At 67.2% G+C, this 22529-nt stretch carries 8 protein-coding genes (1 of these 8 cut by a window edge); all 8 read right to left on the bottom strand.

The features are described 5' to 3' along the window. Window positions 1–485: 485 nt before the first annotated feature. Complete coding sequence (gene rplQ / locus B5F40_RS03915) at window positions 486–1088, bottom strand: 50S ribosomal protein L17 (RefSeq protein ID WP_087193074.1); 603 nt, start codon at window positions 1086–1088, stop codon at window positions 486–488. 12 nt (window positions 1089–1100) lie between these two features. Continuing rightward, window positions 1101–2051, bottom strand: coding sequence for a DNA-directed RNA polymerase subunit alpha (locus tag B5F40_RS03910; protein ID WP_087193073.1), 951 nt, complete (start codon window positions 2049–2051; stop codon window positions 1101–1103). 30 nt (window positions 2052–2081) lie between these two features. Then, window positions 2082–2678 (bottom strand): 30S ribosomal protein S4, encoded by a 597-nt coding sequence (gene rpsD, locus B5F40_RS03905; RefSeq protein ID WP_087193072.1) that lies wholly within the window; start codon window positions 2676–2678, stop codon window positions 2082–2084. 19 nt (window positions 2679–2697) lie between these two features. Further along, window positions 2698–3096 (bottom strand): 30S ribosomal protein S11, encoded by a 399-nt coding sequence (gene rpsK, locus B5F40_RS03900; RefSeq protein ID WP_009306916.1) that lies wholly within the window; start codon window positions 3094–3096, stop codon window positions 2698–2700. Between the two features lie 12 nt (window positions 3097–3108). Further along, window positions 3109–3477, bottom strand: a complete 369-nt coding sequence (gene rpsM, locus B5F40_RS03895) for a 30S ribosomal protein S13 (RefSeq protein ID WP_087193071.1) — start codon at window positions 3475–3477, stop codon at window positions 3109–3111. 20 nt (window positions 3478–3497) lie between these two features. Further along, window positions 3498–3611 carry a 50S ribosomal protein L36 gene (rpmJ, locus tag B5F40_RS03890; RefSeq protein ID WP_006363204.1) on the bottom strand — a complete coding sequence of 38 codons (114 nt, stop codon included), beginning with the start codon at window positions 3609–3611 and terminating at the stop codon, window positions 3498–3500. 107 nt (window positions 3612–3718) lie between these two features. Then, entirely contained in the window at window positions 3719–3937 is a 219-nt protein-coding gene (infA, locus tag B5F40_RS03885; RefSeq protein ID WP_087193070.1) for a translation initiation factor IF-1, read from the bottom strand. A gap of 707 nt (window positions 3938–4644) precedes the next feature. After that, window positions 4645–22529: the 3' portion of an SdrD B-like domain-containing protein gene (locus B5F40_RS03880; protein ID WP_087193069.1), read on the bottom strand. 12676 nt of this gene lie beyond the right edge of the window; 17885 of the gene's 30561 nt are visible here — the last part of the coding sequence; its start codon lies beyond the right edge, outside the window; the stop codon is at window positions 4645–4647.

Below are 22529 nucleotides of genomic sequence, written 5' to 3'. Positions count from 1 at the left end.
AGCTGCGAAACGCCTCGGAGACGCCATGCGGAGGCACCAGCGCGCCTGACGACAAAGCCGTTGCCACTCGCCACGTCCCCAAGCCCGCAAAACCCGTCGAGCCAAGACCGGCAAAAGCTTCGAAAAACTCGAAGCCGACAGGCACCTGGCAGGTGCGATTGCGACGGAGCACTCGGCAGGTTCGCGATCTGAAAGGGATCAGCGAGTCAAAACCGACGAAGCCGTCCGACCGAATCAAGGAGGCAGGGTTTGAGCGGATCCGAAGTCGGCGAACCCCCAGCCAAATCGAAACCCGCGAACCCTCGGGCAGCCCGAGCAAGAGGGAAGCGCCTGCAGGATCCGCCCCTTCGTCCACACGAAGCTCGACCGCAACGCCCAAAGCCAACCTGATCGCGCTCCACGGCAGAGCGCCGCGAACCGCACCGTATGAAAAAAGAGGGGGCCGCGACCACGGCCCCCTCTGCAAGCGCATTGTGGGAAAAAGGCTACTCAGCCTTCTCTTCCTTGGACTCCTCGGCAGGAGCATCGGCCTTCTCGGCTTCGACGCCCTCCGCACTCTCGGCGGCAGCCTCCTCGGCCTTCGCCTCGGCGCTCTCCTCCGCAGCCTCGGCAGCCTTCGCCTCGGCGGCCTCCTCCTTCGGAGCATCCTTGGCCGCTTCAACCTTCTTCGGAGCGGCCTTCTTCGCCGCCTTCTTTGCGGCAGGCTTGGCCTCCTCCTTCTTCTTCACCGGCTCGGTCACAAGCTCCATGATGACCATGGGAGCGTTGTCGCCCTTGCGGGGGCCGAGCTTCATGATGCGGGTGTAGCCACCCTGGCGATCCTGCCACATGCCTTGCGCGACCTTCTCGAAGATCTCGCGCACGAGCTCTTTGTCGCCCAAAGCGGCGATGGCAAGGCGGCGAGCGTGCAGGTCGCCGCGCTTCGCCCACGTGATGATCTTGTCCACGTCAGGGCGGATCTCTTTGGCGCGCGACTCGATCGTCTTGATGCGATCATTCAGGAACAGGGCGTTCACCAGGCTCTTCTTCATAGCCTTGGTATGGGCGAAGTCCGTCCCCAGCTTGCGGCCCTTGTAATTGTGTCGCATGATACCTCTCTCCTATAGCTTCAAATTGAGGTCCATGGAAATGAGCTTATCCTTCACTTCCTCGATGGACTTCGCACCAAAGTTTCTGATGTTCAGCAGGTCGTTCTCGGAGAACTCGACCAACTGGCGCACCGAGTGGATACCAGCGCGCTTCAGGCAGTTGTACGAGCGAACCGACAGATCGAGATCCTCGATCTGCTTGTCGAGCTCGGCGTTGGATTCCTGGCCCTCCGGCGCGAAGATGGACGGGATCTCGCCTTCCTCCTCGTCGATGACGTCGGACAAGCTGAGGAACGCCCCCATGTACTGGTTGATGATGTTGGACGCGCGGCACACGGCCTCGGTCGGCGCGATGCTGCCGTCCGTCTCCACCTCCAGCACGAGCTTGTCGTAGTCGGTGCGCTGGCCCACACGGGTGTCGGTGACGTTGAGAGTGCAGCGGCGAACCGGCGAGAACAGCGAATCCACATGGATGACCCCGATGGGATCCTCCGTGCGCTTGTTGCGCTCGGCCGACACGTACCCGCGGCCCACCCCGATGCGCACCGTCATGTCAAGCTGGCCGCCGTCGGCCACCGTGGCGATGACGTGCTCGGGATTGATCAGCGTGAACTCGGTAGGCACCTCGAGATCCGCACCCGTGACCGTGCAGGGACCCTCGGCCGACACGTGCGCCGTGGCCTCCTCGATGTCGTCGTTGAGCGCGGAGAACACGAGCCCCTTCACGTTCAGGACGATGTCGGTGATATCCTCGATGACGCCTTCGGCCGTGGTGAACTCATGCTGCACGCCCTCGATCTGGATGGCGGTGGCTTTCGCCCCGTCCAGCGAGGAGAGCAGCACGCGGCGCATGCAGTTGCCCAGCGTGTAGCCGTAACCGCGCTCGAGCGGCTCGACGATGAAACGCGCGACAGTATCGTTGACTTCTTCCGTTGTAACCGTAGGCCTCATGAACTCTGTCATGTGGGATAAGCCTCCTTAACTTCGCGGCGATTACTTCGAGTAGAGCTCGATGATGAGCTGCTCGCGAATGTCCAGATCGATCTGATCGCGCTGCGGAAGCGAAAGAACACTGCCCTGGAGTTTCTCGATGTCGACCTCAAGCCATGCGGGCACCTGGAAGCGCTCGTTGGAGACAAGCGCGCTCTTGATGACCAGCAGATCCTTCGACTTGGGGGCGACGGCCACAACGTCGCCGGCCTTCACGCGGAACGACGGGATGTCCACACGACGGCCGTTCACTTGGATGTGGCCGTGCGTCACGATCTGGCGGGCCTCCTTGCGCGTGCGCGCAAAGCCCAGACGGAAGATGACGTTGTCCAAGCGCGACTCGAGGATGCGCATCAGGTTCTCGCCCGTGATGCCCGGCATGGACTTCGCCTTCTTGTAGTAACCGCGAAACTGCTTCTCGAGCACGCCGTAAATGAACTTGACCTTCTGCTTCTCGCGAAGCTGCATGCCGTATTCGCTCTCCTTGCGGCGGCGCTTCGGCTCACGAATGGACGTCTTGGAGCTGCTGTAGCCCAGCACCACCGGATCCAGACCAAGCTGACGGCAGCGCTTCAGAACCGGGGTCCTATTGATTGCCATGGTTAATCGATCCTTTCAGTTACACGCGACGACGCTTGCGCGGACGGCAACCGTTGTGCGGGATGGGTGTGCAATCCTGGATGCTGGCGATTTCGAGGCCGGCGGCCTGCAACGAGCGGATGGCCGTCTCGCGGCCCGAGCCGGGGCCCTTCACGAACACGGAGACCTTGCGCAGGCCGTGCTCCATCGCCGTCTTGGCGGCGGCTTCGGCGGCCATCTGCGCCGCGAACGGCGTGGACTTGCGCGAACCCTTGAAACCGACCGTGCCGGCAGACTGCCAGGAGATCACATTGCCCTGGGGATCGGTGATGCTCACGATGGTGTTGTTGAACGTAGACTTGATATGCGCGGCGCCGACGGCGATGTTCTTACGCTCGGAACGCTTGATGCGCGTGCGCACGTTTTTCTTAGCTGCCACTTGTCTGCTCCCTTACTTCTTCTTGCCGCCGATTTGCTTGCGCGGACCCTTGCGGGTGCGAGCGTTCGTGTGCGTGCGCTGGCCGCGAACGGGCAGGCCGCGACGATGACGGAGGCCGCGGTAGCAGCCGATCTCCATGAGGCGCTTGACGTTCTGCGAAACCTCGCGATGCAGGTCGCCTTCGACCTTGAGGTTCGCCTGGATGTAGTCGCGCAGCTTCACGAGCTCCTCTTCGGTGAGATCGTTCGTGCGAGTGTCGGGGTTGATGCCCGTCTCCGCCAAGATTTTCTTGGAGGTGGTCAGGCCGATGCCGTAGATGTAGGTCAAGCCGACTTCAATGCGCTTGTCGCGAGGAAGGTCGACGCCAACAAGACGTGCCATAGGTTAATCTCCTCTTCTTCCTAGCCCTGACGCTGCTTGTGACGCGGGTTCTCGCAGATGACGAGCACCTTGCCATGGCGTCGAATGATCTTGCACTTGTCGCACATTTTCTTGACCGAAGGACGTACCTTCATATCATTTTCCTTTCGGTTATGCGTACCTGTTCTATATTTCACGCCCAGCCGCAGACGATGATTCTCTTACCCGACGATGCTTGCACGACGAATCGCCGATTCGCTTGCTACTTGAAACGGTACGTGATGCGCCCGCGATTCAGATCGTAGACAGACAATTCGACAGTCACCTTGTCACCCGGCAGGATCTTGATGTAGTGCATGCGCATCTTGCCGGAAATGTGGGCCAATATCTTGTGGCCGTTTTCGAGTTCAACCCTAAACATGGCGTTTGGCAGGGCCTCGAGGACGGTGCCCCCGAGCTCGATGACATCTTCTTTGGTCAAAGGTGCTCCTCCAAGCGAAATCGTCGTTAAGCAGCAATCATGGATAGTACCAAACTATTGACGAGATGTGGAGGAAAAAGCGGGATGAGCGCACAAAACCAACAAACCTTGTTGGTTTCTGGTACCTGCTTGCCAGGCTCGCGGTCTGATGCCGCGCAGTCCGCGCATGAGGAAGCGGGACCGCCAGGTATTCGCGCAGTGCGCAGCCGCCTTGTCGGCTCTCGACGAACGCGGAAACGCAGGATGCGCGCGACGTCGCATTCTCATTGTAGGCATTTTGGCCGCAAGGTCAAGGGGTCGGCATCGTCGCAGGACCCGCACGCCGTCGACCGGCGGTCAAACGCCTCGCCCTTCGCGCGTCGCACGCCTGCGGATTGCCTTGCAAACGCACGAAGCGGGTTGCGGGAGCTCTTCCGACGGGAACGGAAAACCCCGCCCCTCGCCCCCTCTCACGCGCATCGCGCAAGGAAACTCAAGGCCGCACCCCCGGCACGAAAGGCAGGCGCTGCGACCGCATGCTTTCCCAGGGCTCGGCGACAGCGGCGCGCACGACGCCCCGCCGCCGGGCCCGAAGACCGAAATGCCGCCGGATCGCCAGGACGCGCTCCCCGCGCGGCGCGTCCTACGACGAGGCCCCGCCCCTCCTTCCACTGCGCCCTTGCCCCCGGCGCCGTCGGAAAACCGGCGCCGGGGGCAGCGCGCTCCGATCAGCCGCGCCGCGCGGCTTTCCCGCGAAAGCGCAACGCGGCGGCCGCAGCGCCGATCGCCAGCAAGACGAGCGCGCCAAACCCCAGCCAGCGGTCGCCGGTCGTGGGCAGCGGCTTGGGAACTCCCTCGTCGAACCACAGGCCCAGGTCGACCGCATTGCCGCGCTCGCGCGTCCATCTGTCTACGCTCACCAAGTCGTACGCCTGGCCAAACGCGTTCGCCTCGGCGAGGCGGACGCGGGAGGGCTCCAAGAGCCCCGTCGCGCCCTCGTTGGCCGACGAGCCGTCGGCGGCATCGCCCAACTGGGCGAAGTCGTTGTCCACGTCGTCGCGCGCGCCGCCCTGCGCATCGAGGACGGTGAAGTGCGAGCCGTCGGGCTTTACGGCGCGAAGCCGGTAGCGGTACGGAACACCCGCATCCGAGCTCACCGGCAGATCCGAGAACGCGTACGAGCCGTCCTCGCCCGACCAGGCGACGGCGACCTCCTCCCATCCGCTCTCCGACGGAGCCCCCTCCCCTCCGGAAGGCGACTCGTTCCCGGAAGCGCCGCGCTCGTCGGCAGAAGAGTCTTCCGCGACATCGCCCTCGACAGGGTCGCCCGCCTCGTCAAGCACGTCGGCGGCGTCTTCGACGCGCACGGCGCCGAAGCCTTCGGGCAGCTCGTCTGCAGGCACCTCCATGCGCTCCAAGCGCACCTCCAAGCCGACGAGCAGCTGCTCGCCTGCGTCCTGCACGCCGTTGCGGTTGCCATCGTCCCACGCGCGACCCTCGATCTCGGTCGTGCCATGCGGAACGAAGCCTGCATCCGCATTGACGCAATCGTGCGAGAGCGCCGGCGAGTACGCACGGCCTCCCGGCCCCGTCTGGAGGTCGGCGGGATCCGCCCCGTCCGCTTCGTCGGCAAGGACGATGAGGCCCTCGATTGCCGCGTCGGGAGCCAAACGGCCCGTCACCTCGTCCAAATCGGAGTCGACCGAGGCGTCAGCGGCATCGCGCGGCGCCACGTCGAAGCCGTGCGGGAACCCTTCGACGGACACCCGGTAGCCGTACACCGCGTTGGAAACCGCACCGTCTGCCGCCGTCCACGCGACGGCCGGCAGATCCGAGAACAAATACGAGCCGTCCTCGGCCGTCGTGGCCGTGCGCGCGGCCGCGCCGCCGCCGAACGCCCGGTCGAGCACCCAGCGCACGGCTCCGTCCTCGCTCGGCTCGTACCGATAGCGCACGAGCCGCACCTGCACGCCGGCGAGCCCCGCCTCGCCTTCGTCCTGCGCGCCGTTGCCGTCGGCATCGATCCACGCCCGGCCGCCGATGGACGCGAGGCGCGGCGACGTGAAGCCCGCGTCGCCTCCGCGTTGGGCCGCCACGCTGCGCACGACATCGTACTCCACGCCCGCGAAAACGTCCCGGTACTGGGAGTCGAACCCCTCGTCCACCGGCGACGCAAGCACGGCGAACCCGTCTCCTCGCAGCGTCTCGGTCTCGCCGTCGGCGTAGCGCTCCACCACGTTGAGCGAACGATTCGCCTCGTCCACGAGCAAGTCGGAGTCGACGGCGGGGTCGTCGCCCACATGGTAGCGCGTCGCCACGTACCCCTCGGGCACGCCCTCCAAGGACACGCGGTACGCGGCCAAGCGGAAGTCGTCGTCGCCGACGCCGTCCGCCTCGACCGGAGCCCCGTCCTTCATCTGCACGTACGAGGGGAGCCCCTCGAAGCGGTACCGTCCCCCGTCGTCGGTGGTCGCGGCCAGCGAAGCGCCCTGGCCCTCGTCGCCGAACGCGAGGTTCTGCACCCACTCGCCGCCCTCGCGGTACCACTGCGTTACGCGCACCACCTGGCCGGGCACGCCGCTCTCCAGCCCCTCCTCGCCCGGGGCCTCCAGGTTCTGCGCGCCATCGTAGTCCTCGTCGTCCCACACCACGCCCTCGAGGGCGCCCGTCGGGAACGGCCCGAAGCCGCCGTTCATGCGAAGCTCGCTTCTGCCGCGCGCGGCATCGAAGCCCGCGAACACGTACGCCCCGTTCACCGTCTGGTCGCCGGACGCCGCCGGGCGCGCCAAGACGATGCGGCCGTCCAAAAGCGAGCGCTCGGACGTGGCGGCGTCACGCTCGGCCCACGCCAAGGCGAAATCGCCCTGCTTTTGAGGCGCCACCGCCCCTTCGTCGCCGGGCCTGCGCGCCTTCGAGTTCGCGTCGTCGGCGTCGGGCGAGTCGACCTGCAGCGCCGTCACCGGCAGCCCGCCCACGCCCTGGGGCGTCGACGAGCCGTCCACTGAAAGCGTGTAGCCCGCCAGGCGGCGAACCCCCTCGTCGTCAAGGCGCGAAGAGGGAAGGCCGTCGAACAGGAACCGGCCGTCGTCGCCCGTCAGGCGCGTTTCGACCGCCCCCTGCGTCCATGATCCGTCCACCAAAAGCCACGAGGTCAGCGATACCTCCTTGCCCGCAAGCATCCGCTCTCCGGCGCTCATCAAACCGTCGTAGTCGGCGTCAACCCACAGCGTGCCGGCGATGGCGCTTTCCGGCGGAGCCATGAGGCCGGCGTCGACATGCCCCTGCGAACGAGGCTGAGCCACGTCGTAGCGCACTTCCGCAAGGCCGTCGCCGCCCTCGGCGCGCGCGGACGGCGCCGTCGCCACGTTGGCGGCGGGCGTGTCGGGATCGGCCTCGCGCAGCAGCACGTAATGCTCCTGGGAAGCCTCCTCGGCCAAAAGCCCGTCCTGGAACAGGTCGGAATCGAACGCTGCATCGTCGCCGATGCGGGGGACCGACACGAGCCACGATGCCTTCACCGCTTCCGCATCGGCCAGCGCCACGCGATAGGCGTACACGACGGGAGACCCCGCCTCGCCTGCGCCCCACGTCTCGAGCCCGTCGAAACGGTACACGCCGTGCGACATGCGGCCGAAGTCGTCAACACCCTCGGCCGTGGTCGTCCGGACGGGCTCAAACGCCTCGTCGGGAAGCCAGCACGGCGCGCCGTCCTCGTCGAGACCCGGCACGTAGCGCGTGAGCTCCACCTCCACGCCGTCTATGCCCGCGGCGGCATCGAAGCCTTGGGTCACACCGGGCAGCGGGGAGCGCTCGTCCTGCACGCCATCCCCGTCGGCGTCGTCCCACACCACGCCCGAGAGGGAGGCGGGCTCCACGGGCGTTTCACCCATGTCGCCGCCCGGCATGCTCTGCGCCCCGTACGCCAGCAGGTCGTAGGCGCGGCCCGTGGCCGGGTCGGCCTGCCCGCCTGCGTCTTCGGCAACCTCGTCGGCCAGCACGATGCGGTCGTCGGGGCGCAGGCCCGCGCCCGCATCACCGGCCGTGAACGCCTCGCGATCGTGCAGCGGGAAGCGTCCCGCCTCGTCGGCCGCATCCGCATCGGAGTCGATGCGGGTGGTGTCGAACGACGGGTCGTCGGCATCGGAGGCATGGTAGCGCGTGGGCACGGAGCCCTCCGAGACGCCCTCCACCCACACGCGATACGCCGCAAGGTAAGAGCGGGAGGTCTGCGGGTCCGTCCACGCCGTGGGCAGCCCGCGGAACGCGTAGCGCCCGTCGGCCCCGGTGCGCACGGCGAGGAAGCCCTCCTCGCCCGGGCCGCCCTCCTCGGCGGGCGCGCCCGAGGCGTCGGCCACGGCGCCCGAGGTGAACGGGTCGGACGCGGTCCCGAAGGCCCCGTTGCGCCGCCACGCCCCGTCGCGCAGGACGAACTGCTCCACCAGCACGCGCCGGCCGGCCACGCCGGCCTCACCGTCCGCCCGCAGGCCGTCGTAGTCGGCGTCGGCCCACACCGCGCCCTCGAGGCCCGCCGACGGCACGGCCACCAGGCCGCCGTCCAAATGATCGGCGCGCACGCCGGCCGCCGCGTCATAGCGGATGCCGTCGGGCCCCATCGTCTCGTACTGGCTCGAGACGCCGTCTTCCAAACGGCTTGCGACCACGACGAAGCCGTCCGTGTCGGGCAGATCGCCCTCGTCGGTGAAGTAGCGCGTGCCCCCTTCGGCCTCGGGCGCGCCCGGAAGGGCCGACCCCACGAGCTCTGCCAAATCGGAGTCTTTCGAGGGATCGTTCGGATCGCCCGCAGCATGGCGCGCCGTCACACCGTAAGCGACCGGAAGGCCCCCGAGGGCCGCACCGTCAACGCGCACCCGGTAGCCTGCAAGGCGCTCCGTTCCGCCCACCTCGAACGTAGTCGGCAGATCGCGGAACAGATACCAGCCGTCCCCGCGTGTCATCGCCGTATCGACGGGATCGACGGCATACGGGATCCACTCTCCTTGCCCGCCGTCGCCATCGGGCATCCAATACCAACGCTCGAGCACAACCTCCACATCGGCCACGCCGGCCTCGTCGGCATCGCGTGCGCCATTGCGATCTGCATCCACCCAAATATGCCCACTGATAGCAGTGAGGGCCTTCGGCGTGAAACCGGCATCCCCGCCTTCCACGCCCCCCTCTTCGGCTCGCACCGGGTCGTAGGAGACGCCGCCACGCTCCACGGCGTATGGCGCCTCGGCATCGCCTGCGGACACGCGATGGGCCACGACCACCATGCCCTCGGCCTGCAGCGCGCCGCCCTCGTCGACCCCTTCGTAGTGCGGGTACAACGGCAGCGGCTCGCCGTCGGCGGCCACCACCGCATCCGAGTCGGCGCGCCAATCATCGCCGGCATGGAAGCGCGTGACCACCTCGTCGTCAGCCGGACCCTGCACGCTCACGCGGTACGCCGCCAAACGGAAGTCGTCGTCTCCTGGCGAGCCAGGCGCCACGGGCGCCCCGTCGCGCAGCTGCACGTACGGAGCCAGCCCCTCGACACGATACCGGCCGCCCTCGTCGGTTTGGACCTTCTGGCTGTGCTGCGGCTGGCCCCCGTCGGCGTCGAAGCCCTCATTGCCGGCAGCCTGCCCGAACGATTCGTTCTGCACCCAGGATCCATCGTCGCCCAAATACCACTGCGTCACGTACACCCAGCGACCGGAAATCCCCGGCTCGGGGTCGTCCCCATCGAGCTGCTGGACGCCGTCGTAGTTCACGTCCTTCCACACCAAGCCTTCGACAGAGCCCGTTTCAGCCGGAACGAAGCCGCCGTTCATGCGATCCTCGTCCGCCGAGAAGGCCATGTTGTAGCCCGCCTGCGCGTAGTCGGGACTCATGCCCTCCTCCTGAGGCAGGGCCACCACGATGCGGCCGCCCAGCACGCGACGGGACGCATCGTCAGCTTCGGACGCGGACGCGTCCCATGCCAAGGCGTAGGCGCCCTCGACCTGAGGAGCCACAACCCCCTCGTCGCCGGGCCTGCGCACCTTCGAGTTCGCGTCGTCGGCATCGGGCGAGAAGGCCTGCAGCGCCGTCACCGGCAGCCCGCCCACGCCCTTCGAGCCAGCCTCGTAAAACGCGGTGCCGTCGACCTCGAGCGTGTAGCCGGCCAAGCTCCGCCCGCCATCGGCCATGATCGAAGCGGGGGCCTCGAAGGCGAAGCGGCCATCCGCGCCCGTCTCGGCGGTTTGGTCTCCCCCTTCGACGCGAACCCATGCGCCCGCGTCGTCCAGGCGCCAGGCCCGAAGAAGCACCGTGCGACCGGGAAGCACCGCCTCGTTCTCGGCATCGTAGAGCCCATCGTGGTCGGCATCCCACCACAGCGTGCCCGACACCTCGGCCGCAGGAGGCGCCACCACGCCGACATCTCCCGAGGCCACGCTGTCGGCAACGGCCGTCAGCCCGTCGTAGGCCGCGTCGCCGTCAGCCGGATCGGACGCGCCCAAAAGCAACCCGGACGCATCGGACGATACAGGCGCAGCCAGCACGATGCGGTCGTCGGGGCGCAGGCCCACCGAGCCGTCCCGCCCCACGCGCAGATCGTGCAGCGGATAGCGCCCGGACGCGTCCGCGGCGTCCGCGTCGGAGTCGATGAGGATCGCGCCCGCGTCATCCGCGCCACCCGCATGGTAGCGCGTGAGGAGCTCGTCGTCGCCGAGCCCCTCCGCATGCACGCGATAGGAGGCGAGGTAGGCCGCGCCCGTCTGCGGGTCCGTCCACGCCGTGGGCAGCCCGCGGAACGCGTAGCGCCCGTCGGCCCCGGTGCGCACGGCGAGGAAGCCCTCCTCGCCCGGGCCGCCCTCCTCGGCGGGCGCGCCCGAGGCGTCGGCCACGGCGCCCGAGGTGAACGGGTCGGACGCGGTCCCGAAGGCCCCGTTGCGCCGCCACGCCCCGTCGCGCAGGACGAACTGCTCCACCAGCACGCGCCGGCCGGCCACGCCGGCCTCACCGTCCGCCCGCAGGCCGTCGTAGTCGGCGTCGGCCCACACCGCGCCCTCGAGGCCCGCCGACGGCACGGCCACCAGGCCGCCGTCCCACGTGTCGTCCTCGAAGCCGTTCAGGTAATCGTAGCGGGCGTCGTCGGGGCCGTCCACGACATGCTGCGACCCCGCCTCTGCGGGACGAGCCACGATGGCGAACTCCCCGTCCGCGCCCGGATCGGTCAGGTACCAGGCGTTGCCCGCCGCAGAGGAGCCCTCCACCGGCTCCGACGTCCGCGCCACGTCGGAATCGAGCGCGGCGTCTTCGCCCGCGCGGCGGTGCGTGGGAGCCCACGCGTGCTTCCCATCGCCTTCAGCCTGGGCGAACAGCGCCCGAAGCGCGTCTTGGTCGATGCGCACCTTGTATCCCGCCAGATAATCGACGCCGTCAACGGAGACCTTCGTCGGCACGTCGAAGCGGTAGGCCCCCGATCCGTCTGTCGTCGTCGAGGCCTCCGCAGCGCCGCTGCGGCCCTCGGCGCCGCCGTCCGAAACGGGCTTCCATGCGCCGTCGCCGGCGGGATCCCAGTACCAGCGCTCGAGCGTGACCTCCACGTCGGCGATGCCGGGCTCGGCTTCCGGGCCGTCCTGGATGCCGTCTTTGTCCGCATCGTTCCATATCGTGCCCGACAGGGCGGCTGAGCGCGGCGCGAACACGCCCGCGTCGCCGCCGCGCTGCCGCTCCCGGCCAGCCAGCGCGTCGTAGGCCACGCCGTTGAACTCGCTTCCGTACTGAGGAGCGCCCGAGGAGCCGTTCGCCGCTTGCACCTGCGCCAACACCACGTAGCCGTCCTCGCGTGCATGGTCGAAGGCCCCTTCGCCGTCGTCGAACGTCTCTCGCAGCTCGCCCGCCGCGTCCCCGTCCGGCCTCACGAGGTCCGAGTCGAAGGCGCGGTCGTCCCCGGCATGGTACAGCGTGGCCTCCGTGCCGTCGGGCAAAGAGACGCTCGCGCGGTACGCCGCCAGGCGGAAGTCGTCGGCGGCGTTGTCCACGCGGCCCTGGCCGTAACGCGACACGGGTCGACCCGAGCCGTCCATCTGCACATAGGAGGTCAGCCCGTCGAAGACGTAAGCGCCCTCGTCGTCCGTCGAGACCGTGACGCTCCCCTCGGGGGCACCCGCCTCGCCCGGGCCGAAGCCCGTGTTCTGCACCCACTCGTCGCCTTCGCGGTACCACTGCGTCAGATGCACGCGCTGCCTCGCCAACGGCTCGTCGACCGCATCCGCACCCTCGAAGGCCCGCACGCCGTCGTAGTCGGCGTCGTCCCACACCGTGCCCTCGATGCGGCCCAGGGCGTCGGGCACCACGCCGCCGTTCATGCGGCTCTCGTCCTGGCCTGCGGACACGTCGAACGCAAGGCCGTCGGCATCCACCCGGTACTCGGCCGAGGTGTCGCCGTCCGCGCGCGCGGCCAGCACCAGGCGGCCCTTCAGCACGCTGCGCACCAGGCCGTCCTCGCCGTTCGCCTGGCTGCTCTCCTCGCTCCAGCGAAGCGGATAGCTTCCCGCTCCGTATGCCGAGCCTTCGGAGGCCGCTGCGTCGTCAGGCCCGCGCAGCGTGGAGTTGGAGCCGTCGCGAGCGGGGCTTTCGGCCAGAAGGCGCGCACGCGGTTCGGAGCCGATGCCGTCGGCCCCAGCGCCCGCCACCTCCAGCGTGTAGCCTGCGAGGCGCACCCCGCCCTCCTCGCCGCCCACGTACGTGGGAAGGCCCTCGAACGAGAACGCGCCCGTCCGCACGCCGCCCTCGTCGGAGGCGGCCGTCGTGCACTCCCGCTCGCCGCTCTCGACCCGGACCCATGCGCCCTCGTCGTCCAAAACCCACTGCCTAAGCACGACCTTCTTGCCGCCGAGGCCCTCCTCGCCCTCGTCCATCAGGCCGTCGTTGTCGGCGTCTTTCCACAGGCGACCGGAGACGGTCTGCGTCGGCGGCACGATGATGCCGGCATCGTTCGAGGCGCGATCCGACGCCTTCGCGGCGTCGTAGGAGAGCGTCGGCGCGCCCGCCGTGCCGGGGTTCGCCCACTCGTAGTTCGGATTGCCCGAAACGGGCTGGTCGCCCATCGTGTTCGCGGCGAGCGACTGCTCGTCGGCCACGTCCAGCAGCACGTCGTATTCCGGACGGGACTGGCCGTCCTCGCCCAGATCCATCAGGTATCCGTCTTCGAAGCGCACGTCGGAATCGACCCGGCGGTCGTCGCCGCGCCGGTACTTCGCCATGAGGATGTCGCGGCCGAGGTAGCGCGCATCGGTCACGCGCACGCGGTAGGCGTAGGGCACGTACGACCGCTCCTCGGCGTCGTAGGCGGATGCCGCCAGGCCGTCGAAGCGGAACACGCCGGGCTGGGCGGCATCCTCGCCGCCTTCGCCCGCGCCCGGCTCCTGCGAAGCGGCCGGCACCGGCGACTGCGTGGCCGTGACCGCATTATGCTCGGGAAGGCCCCGCGTCGGATCCTCGTCGTAGGCGCGCCACGCGTCCTCGCTCGCCCACGAGGCGTCGCGCGTCCAGCCGCCCGCCCCATCGGGCACGTAGCGCTCAAGCGTCACCTGCACGCCGTTGGGAAGGTCGCTCGCGCCCGCATCGAGCGCGTCTTCCGTCTCCTCGGCATCGCGCACACCGTCGTTGTCGGCATCCACCCACACGAAGCCCGACACGCTCGGACGCGGCGCGGACAGCTCGCCCACGTCGCCGCCGGGAACCTCGCCGTCCTCGTCGGCCGCGCAACGCAGCCAGTCGTACACGGCGGCCGTCCCGTCGGGAGCGTCGCCGGCCGTCACGGACACCTGGCTTGCCTGCCCCTCCACCACGCGATCATCGGACGGACCGGCCAAGATGATCTGCCCCGCATGGGAGCGCGTCCCCTCGTCCGTGCCCGCGGAGCCAGAGGCGTAGCGGTCGGTCACCGCCATGTCCTCGCCCGGCGTCGCCGCGTCGGAGTCGAGCAGCCTGGTCTCGTCGTCGGTTCCCTGATGGTAGCGCGTGAGCAACCACGGCGTGCCGTCGTCGTCGGTCTCGAGCGCCGCAAGCCGCACGCGGTACGCTGCCAAGCGATGCCCGCCGTCGTCGTCGGTATAGGCCGTCGGAAGGTTGTCGAACGCGTACACGCCGTCCGCATCCGTCGCAACCGACACGACGCCCTGCGACGCCGTGCCGTTCGACACGATGCCCTTCGTCCAGCGATCCTCGCCGAACCGTTCGTTGCGGAACCAGTGGCTGTCGCCATCGTCGGGGTTCTCGCGCCCTTCGTCGTAGTACCACTGGGTCAGCTCCACCAGCTGCCCTTCGAGCCCCGGCTCGTCGGGATGGTACGCCCCCGTCTCATCGAGCTTCTGCAGGCCGTCATAGTCGGCATCGTTCCACACGCGGCCAGTCACGCGCGCCGTGGGCACTTCGACTAGCCCCGCGTCCCACGACTCGATGCGCTGGGCGTTGCTCAGATCGTAGCGACGCGCCTGTTCGCCAGGCGGCTCCACGGCCACCACGCCGCTTCCGTCCGCCGTCCCGTCGTCCATCGGCGTGGCCAAGACGATCATCTGGCCGAACGCGAGGTCGTCATCGCTTTGCAAGCCCTCCTCGTTCATCCAGAAGACGGGGGTGCCCGACGTCGACGCGCTCGACGTGGCCAAGTCGGAGTCGGCTTCCTCGTCGACAGCGCCGGAAGCGGCGTAGTTGCGCAGCGTCACGCCCCAGTTGCGATCAAGAGAGGTTACGGCTCCCTCGTCCACCTTCAATCGGTAACCGGCCAAGAACTTCTGCTTCTGCTCCTCGGGCTTGTCGGGGTCGTCCGCGTCGTTCGGATCGGCCACGTAGGTGGGCACGTTCTTGAATAGGTACAACCCCGACGCGCTCGTCGTTTCCGTGCGCTCCACTGGCACGCCCTCGGCGTCGAGCACGCGCTCCCAGCCAGCACCGCCCTCTTTGCCGGGGTTCCACCAGTACTGCTCCAGCGTCACCTCCACGTCTGGAATGCCCGGCTCGTCCATATCCTGCACGCCATCGTAGTCCTCGTCGTGCCACACGAAGTTGCCCAGATAGCCTTTCGTTCCGTCTATCCACCCCATCGCTATCTTGCGATAGCGCGCGAGCCCCGTCCACGCTTCGCCAGGCTGCTCGTACACGGCATGCCCGTCTTCGTCCAACGGCACCTTCGCCTCGAATGCGCGCGTGATGCCGCGACCGTCTTTCAGCTGAAGGTCGTTGTCCCACACGCCGCCCTCGGATGTCGGATATTCGAGCGGGTCGTTGCTGCGCACGTACAGCGTGGGCTTCAAAAGCAGAGTGCCTCCTTCATCCTCGCAGGTCAGCACATATGAACGCCCCGTGCGCAGACGGAACGAGAACGATCCTTCGCCCTGAGGTCCCTCTTGGCCCGTCACCTGCACGGCGGGATTCCCGTCCGCGTCGACGGCCGGCTCCTCCGACACCGCCCCCGTCTCGGGATCGTAGTCGCGAGCGGTCACGGTCATACCGGCCAAGCGTCTCTCGGACGCCGCCGTGCCGGAGCCCAGCTGCGCATCGATGTCCGTGCCATGGTAGTCGAGCACGCCGTCGATGGCGTCCTCGTCCTCGAGCGTCCCGTCGGCCAGCATATCGTCCCGATACACCACGCCCTCATAGGTGACCGGCAGGGCGATGCCTACGTCGTAGCTGGTCATGCGCGCGTCGTAAGCAGCGTGCACCTCGTCGAAGCGCCCGGCTGCAAGCGCCTCCTCGTCGTAGGCCACTGCCTCCACCTCGATGGCGTCGCGCGTGGTTGCCACCAGAGCCGTCTCATCCTCCGGCGTCGACGGGTCGTCGACCACATGCCGCACGTCCATCGACACGCGAGCATCGTCCGGTCCGATCTGATGCGTGCTCAGCGAATAGCCCGCGTATTCCTTCGGGAAGGTGAAGCGGAGCTTGTAGGAGCCCGGCACGAGGTTCGACAGGATATAGTACCCCTGGTTGTCATAGTAGTCCGACTCGGTCACGTACGAGTACGGAGCGCCGGCCTCCGCCAGGTCGTAGCCTCCTTGAGCGTTCTTCACCGGCTCGCCCGTCTCGGGATCGCACACCACCCAGCGATCCTCCCCGTCCGTCAGGTTGGGATCGTTCACCAGCTGGGAAACCTCCCCATCGCGGTTGACCGGCAGGCCGAACTCGTTGAGCAGCTCCACCTTCACGCCGTTCACGCCGGGATCGTCGGGCTTGCCGTCGTAGTCAAGGTCGCGGAACAGGTCGCTCGTCGCGGCACCGTCGCCGTACGTCCCCGTCCACAGACCCGTCTCCGGATCGATGGCCTTTCCGGTGGACAGCAGCCAGCGGCCGTTCGAAGCGCGATGGTACGTGGTGTCGCGCCCTAGTCCGTCCTGCGTCACGGCGCCTTCCGTATCGTCTTGCAAGCAGTTCCAGTCGGGATCGAGCCACACGTAGTCGCCGATGTAGCCCCTCCCGGACGGAGCGTCCACGAACGCGCCCGCCGAAGAGTTCTCGCGGATGACCGCCTCGTCGTCAGCCGTGGCCCCCGTGCCCTTGTTCACGCGCTGAGCGAACGTGTTCTTCTGCGACACGTCGGCCAGCTGGCCGGCACGCTCGGGGTTGTTCTCGACATCGGAATCCCACTGGGAGTCGCCCGACAGGTTGCCCAAGTATTTGGGCAGGTTCAAAGGCGCGCGAAGATCGTAGCTGAGACGAATGGTGCCCAAAGTGTGCACGAACAGATCGTCGTTCATCACCTGCGCCCAGATGGCGCGCACGGATTTCTTGAGCTTGTCCGCCTCCTCGGGGTGCTCCGCACAGTACTCCTTCAGCGCGTCGAGGCTCACGAACGAATACGACGCCATCTTCGAGCCGCCGTTGTCGCGCACGTCGTAGTACAGCTCGTTCATGAGTTTCAGCTGATCGGCCTCGCCCATCTGATAGAGCTTGGGCAGGGCGTCCTCGGTCTGGGGGATCAGCGTTCCGCCCTCCGTCTTGATGGGGCCCACCCAGATGCTGCACTCGTCATCGTTGAGGACCTGATCCTTCCGCGCGCCGGTCTCGCCATCGGGAACCGCACGCGTCATCACCACGGAATCCAAATCCTCCAGCCAGCCGTTCCAACGGGAGTCGCGGGGCTCGCCGTCGCCGTCGCCCGGGTTGGTGGCCGTCTTGTCCCCCTCATGGGGGAGGACATCGTAGATGACCGTGCGCACCGCACCCTGGGCCGCCGATTCGCTCGTGCCCACGTTGTCCACGGAATCCAGATACGTGTAGCTGGTTCCCTCCGGCACGGCCACAGGGCCGTTCACGTTGGAGTTGCCCATCGTGAACATGGTGTTCACCTGCGAAGAGGAGTACTTCGTTTGCCCCACCGTCTCGTTGGCGGAAAACCCTACCGTCTCGAGCTGCTTTTGGATCATCTTCTGGTTCGTCGCACCGTCGAGGTTCACGTCGCGGGTGTCGCGCGTCATGGCGAGCTTGCTCTCCCCCATTTGGATGGCGGGAACGTACCCGTTGAAGTCGCCTTGCTTGTAGCCGTAGCCGAACGCGCCGAGCAGCTCGCGCGAGATGGCACCGTTCGCATCGGGGCGAACGGGCATCATGAAATCGACCACCAGCGTCTTGCCGAGGCCAAGGCGGCCGAGATCCTCGGACTCCGTCCCTTCCAAGCCGGAGAAATGCCAGCTCATGAACTTCCTGTTCACTTGACTTTCAACCGATCCCAGCTTGTCGGCCACCAGCAAGTCGCCGTTGACGTAGTTCCCGGGCATGCCGACGCCGCCCTCGATCTGCTCCTCCCGCTCTCCCAGCTCGAAGTCGACGTCGTCGGTTTGCTCGTCTTTCGAGACGGTCGTGTCCGTGACGTAGTACGTCCACAGAGGCGTGGCCTCGTCGAGGTTCTGCGCATAATGCTCCACCGTCTCGTAGACGGGCTCTCCGTTCTCATCTACAACGGGTTTGCCCTCTTCATCGAGCTTCGGCACCTCCTCGGTGGTGTACTCGGTGCGATAATCCATGCTGAGCGGGCACGTTTCCTTCGCCGCCTCCTCGGCGGGAACGTATTGGAAGTCGTCAGCCGTAAGCGCGTCGGCGGCACCGAAGTCCTCGATGAACGGCAACATGATGGAAAGCTGCGGGTTCGAGCAGTAATCGGCCTCGGCGTCCTCCTTGGAGAATCCAAGCGCTCTCAGCTGCTCCTCGCTCAAGTTGGTCAGCGTCATCCGGTAGCGCATCATGCGCGACGCGTTCACGTCGATAGTCGGTTTGGTGTCGAAGCTCGCCCACTCGTACCCGCTGTTTCCCGAACCCTCGAAGTACGACTGGGCCATGTCGAACGCCAGGTACGGGTACTCGGGATCGCGGTAGAACCCGGCGCGTGCGCGCGCAAGATCGCTTCTCAGGTACTTTGTGTCGTCGTAGCGCGGCGTGGCGCTGACGAAATGGTTGAGGTGCACGATGGAAGTGGAGGCGATAGGCTCATCCTCCTCGTCATCCCCGGGAGCGATCTCCTCTCCGGCGGAGTTGGAGACGGCCAAGCCCATTGCCTCGGCGGCCTCAAGGCCCTCGTCGCTCGCGGAGACGAGGGCGCACGATCCGTCGGAGGCCATCCGCACGCTCGGGTCGCTCGACGCGGTCGCAGGTTCGCCGCCCTCCTCCAAGGACCCTTCGAAAACCTCCACGTACGAGGGGACCGGTTCTCCGGCCAGTTCCTCCGCCTCGGCCTCGGGCGCCTTCGGGGTTTCCAACGGCAGCGTGGTGCACGAAACCGCCGCCGCATTGTCGGTGATGCCGGCGGGCATGGGCGTCTTCGCCTTCACCTTGATGGCGCCGTTCTTGTCGCGCTGGTAGGTGCCGTCGCCCTCCTTGAGCGGTTCCCAGCCCACGTTGGCACGCTGCGGGTCGATGTCGTCGGGCTCCTGCGAGCCAGCGGAGAACTCCTTCGTCTCCTCGGAGGACTCGTCGTAATCCACGGCGTCCACGGCGAGCCGCAGGCCCTGAGGCACCGGGCAAGCGCGCCCGGCGTTCGTGTCGCCCAGCTCCCCTGCCGTGACCACCCAGCGCACCTGGCGTACGTCCGTGCCGTCGACCGCCTCGATGGGTATCTCGCTGTTCTGCTTGTTGGAAAGCGGATACCCCTTCGGATCGCCCACGACTTCCCATGCGTCCCCGCCATAGTACGAACGGTCCTTCGCCGAACCGGCCAAAGCGAAGTTCTCCTCGCTCTGGTATTCGGCTCCGTTCTGTTCGTTGTAGCCGTTCTCCTGATCGCTCTGGATCACCGAGGCCCTGCGCACGAGCACGTAGACGCGCAGCTGCTCCTCCGTGCGCGCGGCGTCGTTCGCCGCAATCGCCCCCTCCGCCTTCCGCGCTCCGGGGTCATCCGCCCCGCAGGGCTCTCCGTCGGCGTTCACATACGAGCTCCACTCGGCACCGGGAACCTCCCATACGCCGGTTCGGACGCTTTGCACCCCGGGGCGCGCGCGACCGATGGCCATGGACGGATCGTCGAACGGAGCGTCCTCCACCGACCCCTCGCCCGTGGCCCAGAACGGCACCTGCCAATCCATGACGAAGCTGTTCACCGCGCCGCCCGTGTTGATGGCCTGCGTGACCAGCATGGTGGCGTTGCCGCGCTCGTGCGCGTCATCGGCCAAGTTCACGCCGAAGTCGGGATCGGACACCAAGCGTCGCTGCGTCAGGGTGTCGGCGCGGATGGACGCGCTCGGCTTGCGCACCTTGAACCATCCCGCCGCGGCCGAGGTGTACACGTCGTCATACTCGCCATCGGCGTCGAAATCGACAGTTGGCAGAACGATGTCGTCGGACGGGTCGTCGGGGGTTCCGTTGTCGTCCGTCTCCCCTGCCGAATCGACGACCATGTCGTCGTACCGGAATCGCTCCGGCGTCTGGTCGGTGAAGCGCTTGATCGGAAGGTCGGACGCGGCATCGGGAACCTTCCGCTTGCGCACCGTGTCGCCCGGCGCACCGCCGTCGCCCTCGTAGCCGTCGGCGTACGTGTGCGTCCAACCGTCGTCGTCGGACAGCCAACCCAGATCGCGCTCATGCGTGGTCACGTAGGCGCGCGACCCCTCGCCGTCCCAGGTGCGGATGTCCTTCAACTGCTCCTGGTAGGCCTCCTTCATATCTTGGGCGGCAGACTCCTCGTCGCCTAGGTTGTCGATGGACGTGCGTATCTTGAGCGTGACGGAATCGCCCGAGCCGAAGTAGCCGTCGGGGCGGATGCCGTCTTTCCAGAACGCCTCGAGCATGCTGTCTGAGCGATCGAACTCCTCGTCGGTGGCATCGTCGGGCGGCGCCAGCTCCACCACGAGCGTCTCCCCGCCATGCGACTTGGGCTTCACGCCCTCAGGCGCAACCGTTCCCTCGGCCGCATCGTAGTCGGGCTGAGCGTAGCCCTCCTCGTCGTAGCTGTTCGATTTCCAATCGGGCTGCGCTGTCACCTCAACCGTCCAGCCCGCAGCGCGCAGCTGCTTGGGCGTTAGCCGCTCGGTCACCTGCTGCGCCTGCCCGCGCGGCGTGTAGGTGCGCTCCACATAGAACGGGTAGTCGTCGCCTTCGTAATCGTCATAGTTCTCGTTTGTCAGCACACCATCGCGATAGAACGTCACCTGCTCGGGCAAATGGAAGGAGAACACGAGCTTGCCGTGCAGGAGCGCTCCCGATTGAGAAAGCGAGACGCCGCCCTTCAACCCGTTTTTCACCGTGAGGGCGTACCACGGCTCGTCGCCGTACTGCCACGACTGCGCGGCTTCGCCCGTCTTGCCGCCGTCCGCATCGAGGACCTCCCCCTCGACCGCGCCTTGGCCGGTCGAGGGCGCCCCAACGCCCTCGGAGCCATCCGGCGCATCGTCCCGCGGACGGTCGTTCGGTTCTATCTCCACTTCGTACGACGACGTGAACGACGGCTCGGTCGAGCGCAGCCTGAGCGCCGCGTACGACCCGGCGTCGGCCAGCTCGTCGGGCGCGCCGCCGTTCGCGTTGTTCCCGAACGCGTCCCGATGGACCGCGCTCGCATCTCCGTCGAGGCCCTTGGTTGAGGCCTCAGAGAGCGACCAGGCCGGACGGAACGCGTAATCCTCCACAAGCAGGGGCAGACCCTCCCGGTCGAGACCCGGTGCGCGCTCGAAGGAGCCCGATGCCATGGCCCGGGTGTTCTCCGTGGAGCCCATCTCCTTGTACGTGCCGGTGAATCCGGGAAGCCAATCCCAATCCATCCCTTCGCGTGCGCCCTGCAGAGCCATTGCGTCCTCGGGGATGACCCCCTCATTCACTTCGGAGCCGCTCGTCGCCGTGTGGGCATCCAAGCGCTCGTCTTTGTTGTAGAGCATGGAATCGATGTGGCGGGGATTGCCCACCTGGTACGGATTCTCGCTGATGTCCGTGTCGCTGACGAAGCGGTAGCCGCCCATCTTCGAGCTGACGTAGCTGCGAATGTTCTCGTACGAGCTCGCAACCTGCTCAGGCTCTCCGTCAACGTGGTCGGGCTCTTCGTAGGTGGCGATGTCGAACGAGAACGTGCCCAAGCCGTTCGTCTTGATGCGCTGTTCGGAGTTGCCGAGCCGTCCCTCGTCCGAAGCCGTGTTGCGGCCGTCCACGTTGCCATCGAGCGCATCGAGATCGTCGCCCGTCGCAACGAAGCGAACCACGTAGCGCCATTCGCCCTCAGCCGAATCGTCGCCGGATGCGGCCGCCTCGGCCTCCGACACCCGCTCGTAGGTGACCGTCGCTTTGTAGCCCGACTGAAGGGACTGGCTGCCGGCATCGGGGTCGGCGGCGCTCGCCCCGTCGGCGTACGTCACGCCCCAATCCTCGGCGGCGAACTCTTGCTCTTTGTCGGGCAGCAGGTCGTAGGGCATGCCCGTGCTCCGATGCGCGGGGGCGATCCCCTGGGGAAGCACCGTGGTCACCACAGGAAGCACCAAATCGCCGCGCGCTCCACCATCCGTCGAATAGTTGTGCAGATACTTGTGGTAGAAGTCATACCACCGATTGCCCGAACTGTAGCTTTGATTGGGAGCATAGTCGTTCCACCAGTAATGATTCTCCACGTGCACGTTCAGCTGGCGATGACCGCCCTCCTGCTGCACGTAGTACGCAGTCCGATCGCCGGTCACGCCGTCATCGCCCACCGTGTTCCAAATGCGCACGAAGGGCTTTCGCTGCACGGCGCTCGTGCCCGTCTGGGCGTACAGCGCCGCAGGGCCCTCGCCAGCGCCCTTGTACGCCTCGCCCCATTTGATCGAGCCCGCATCGGCCACCTTGCGGGCGGGATCGGACGCCGTCACCGTGTTGTTCTGGACGGTCTTGCCGTTGACGGCCGGCATGTTGGGCGAGCCGTACGTCTGCCAGTACCGATCGGACCATCCCCTGATCGACCAACGCCAATCCATGCCGTACGGCTGGACGTCGGCCTCTTTGGCCGAGCTTGACTGGGCGGTGGCACCCTCCAGGTGGTCGATGTCGAACACCTGGTAGTAGGCGCTCGACTTGCTGGGCGCATCGGCGGTGCGATCCGTGTCCACCGGACGAGCCAGCACGCGGTCGTGCCATTCCCCGTTCGCGTTGTTCGCGAACACATGCACGGGCACGTCCACGCTCACCTTGTAGCCGCCCGCAT

The organism is Gordonibacter sp. An230 (assembly GCF_002159915.1).
Taxonomy (GTDB): domain Bacteria; phylum Actinomycetota; class Coriobacteriia; order Coriobacteriales; family Eggerthellaceae; genus Rubneribacter.
Note: the sequence above shows the minus strand (reverse complement) of the source record. Positions and strands in the feature narration are given on the sequence as shown.

Excerpts from the sequence above, each read along its gene's own strand:
- rplQ (WP_087193074.1), bottom strand. The coding sequence starts at position 1,088 with ATGCGACACAATTACAAGGGCCGCAAGCTGGGGACGGACTTCGCCCAT.
- rpsM (WP_087193071.1), bottom strand. The coding sequence starts at position 3,477 with ATGGCACGTCTTGTTGGCGTCGACCTTCCTCGCGACAAGCGCATTGAA.
- rpmJ (WP_006363204.1), bottom strand. The coding sequence starts at position 3,611 with ATGAAGGTACGTCCTTCGGTCAAGAAAATGTGCGACAAGTGCAAGATC.
- rpsD (WP_087193072.1), bottom strand. The coding sequence starts at position 2,678 with ATGGCAATCAATAGGACCCCGGTTCTGAAGCGCTGCCGTCAGCTTGGT.
- B5F40_RS03910 (WP_087193073.1), bottom strand. The coding sequence starts at position 2,051 with ATGACAGAGTTCATGAGGCCTACGGTTACAACGGAAGAAGTCAACGAT.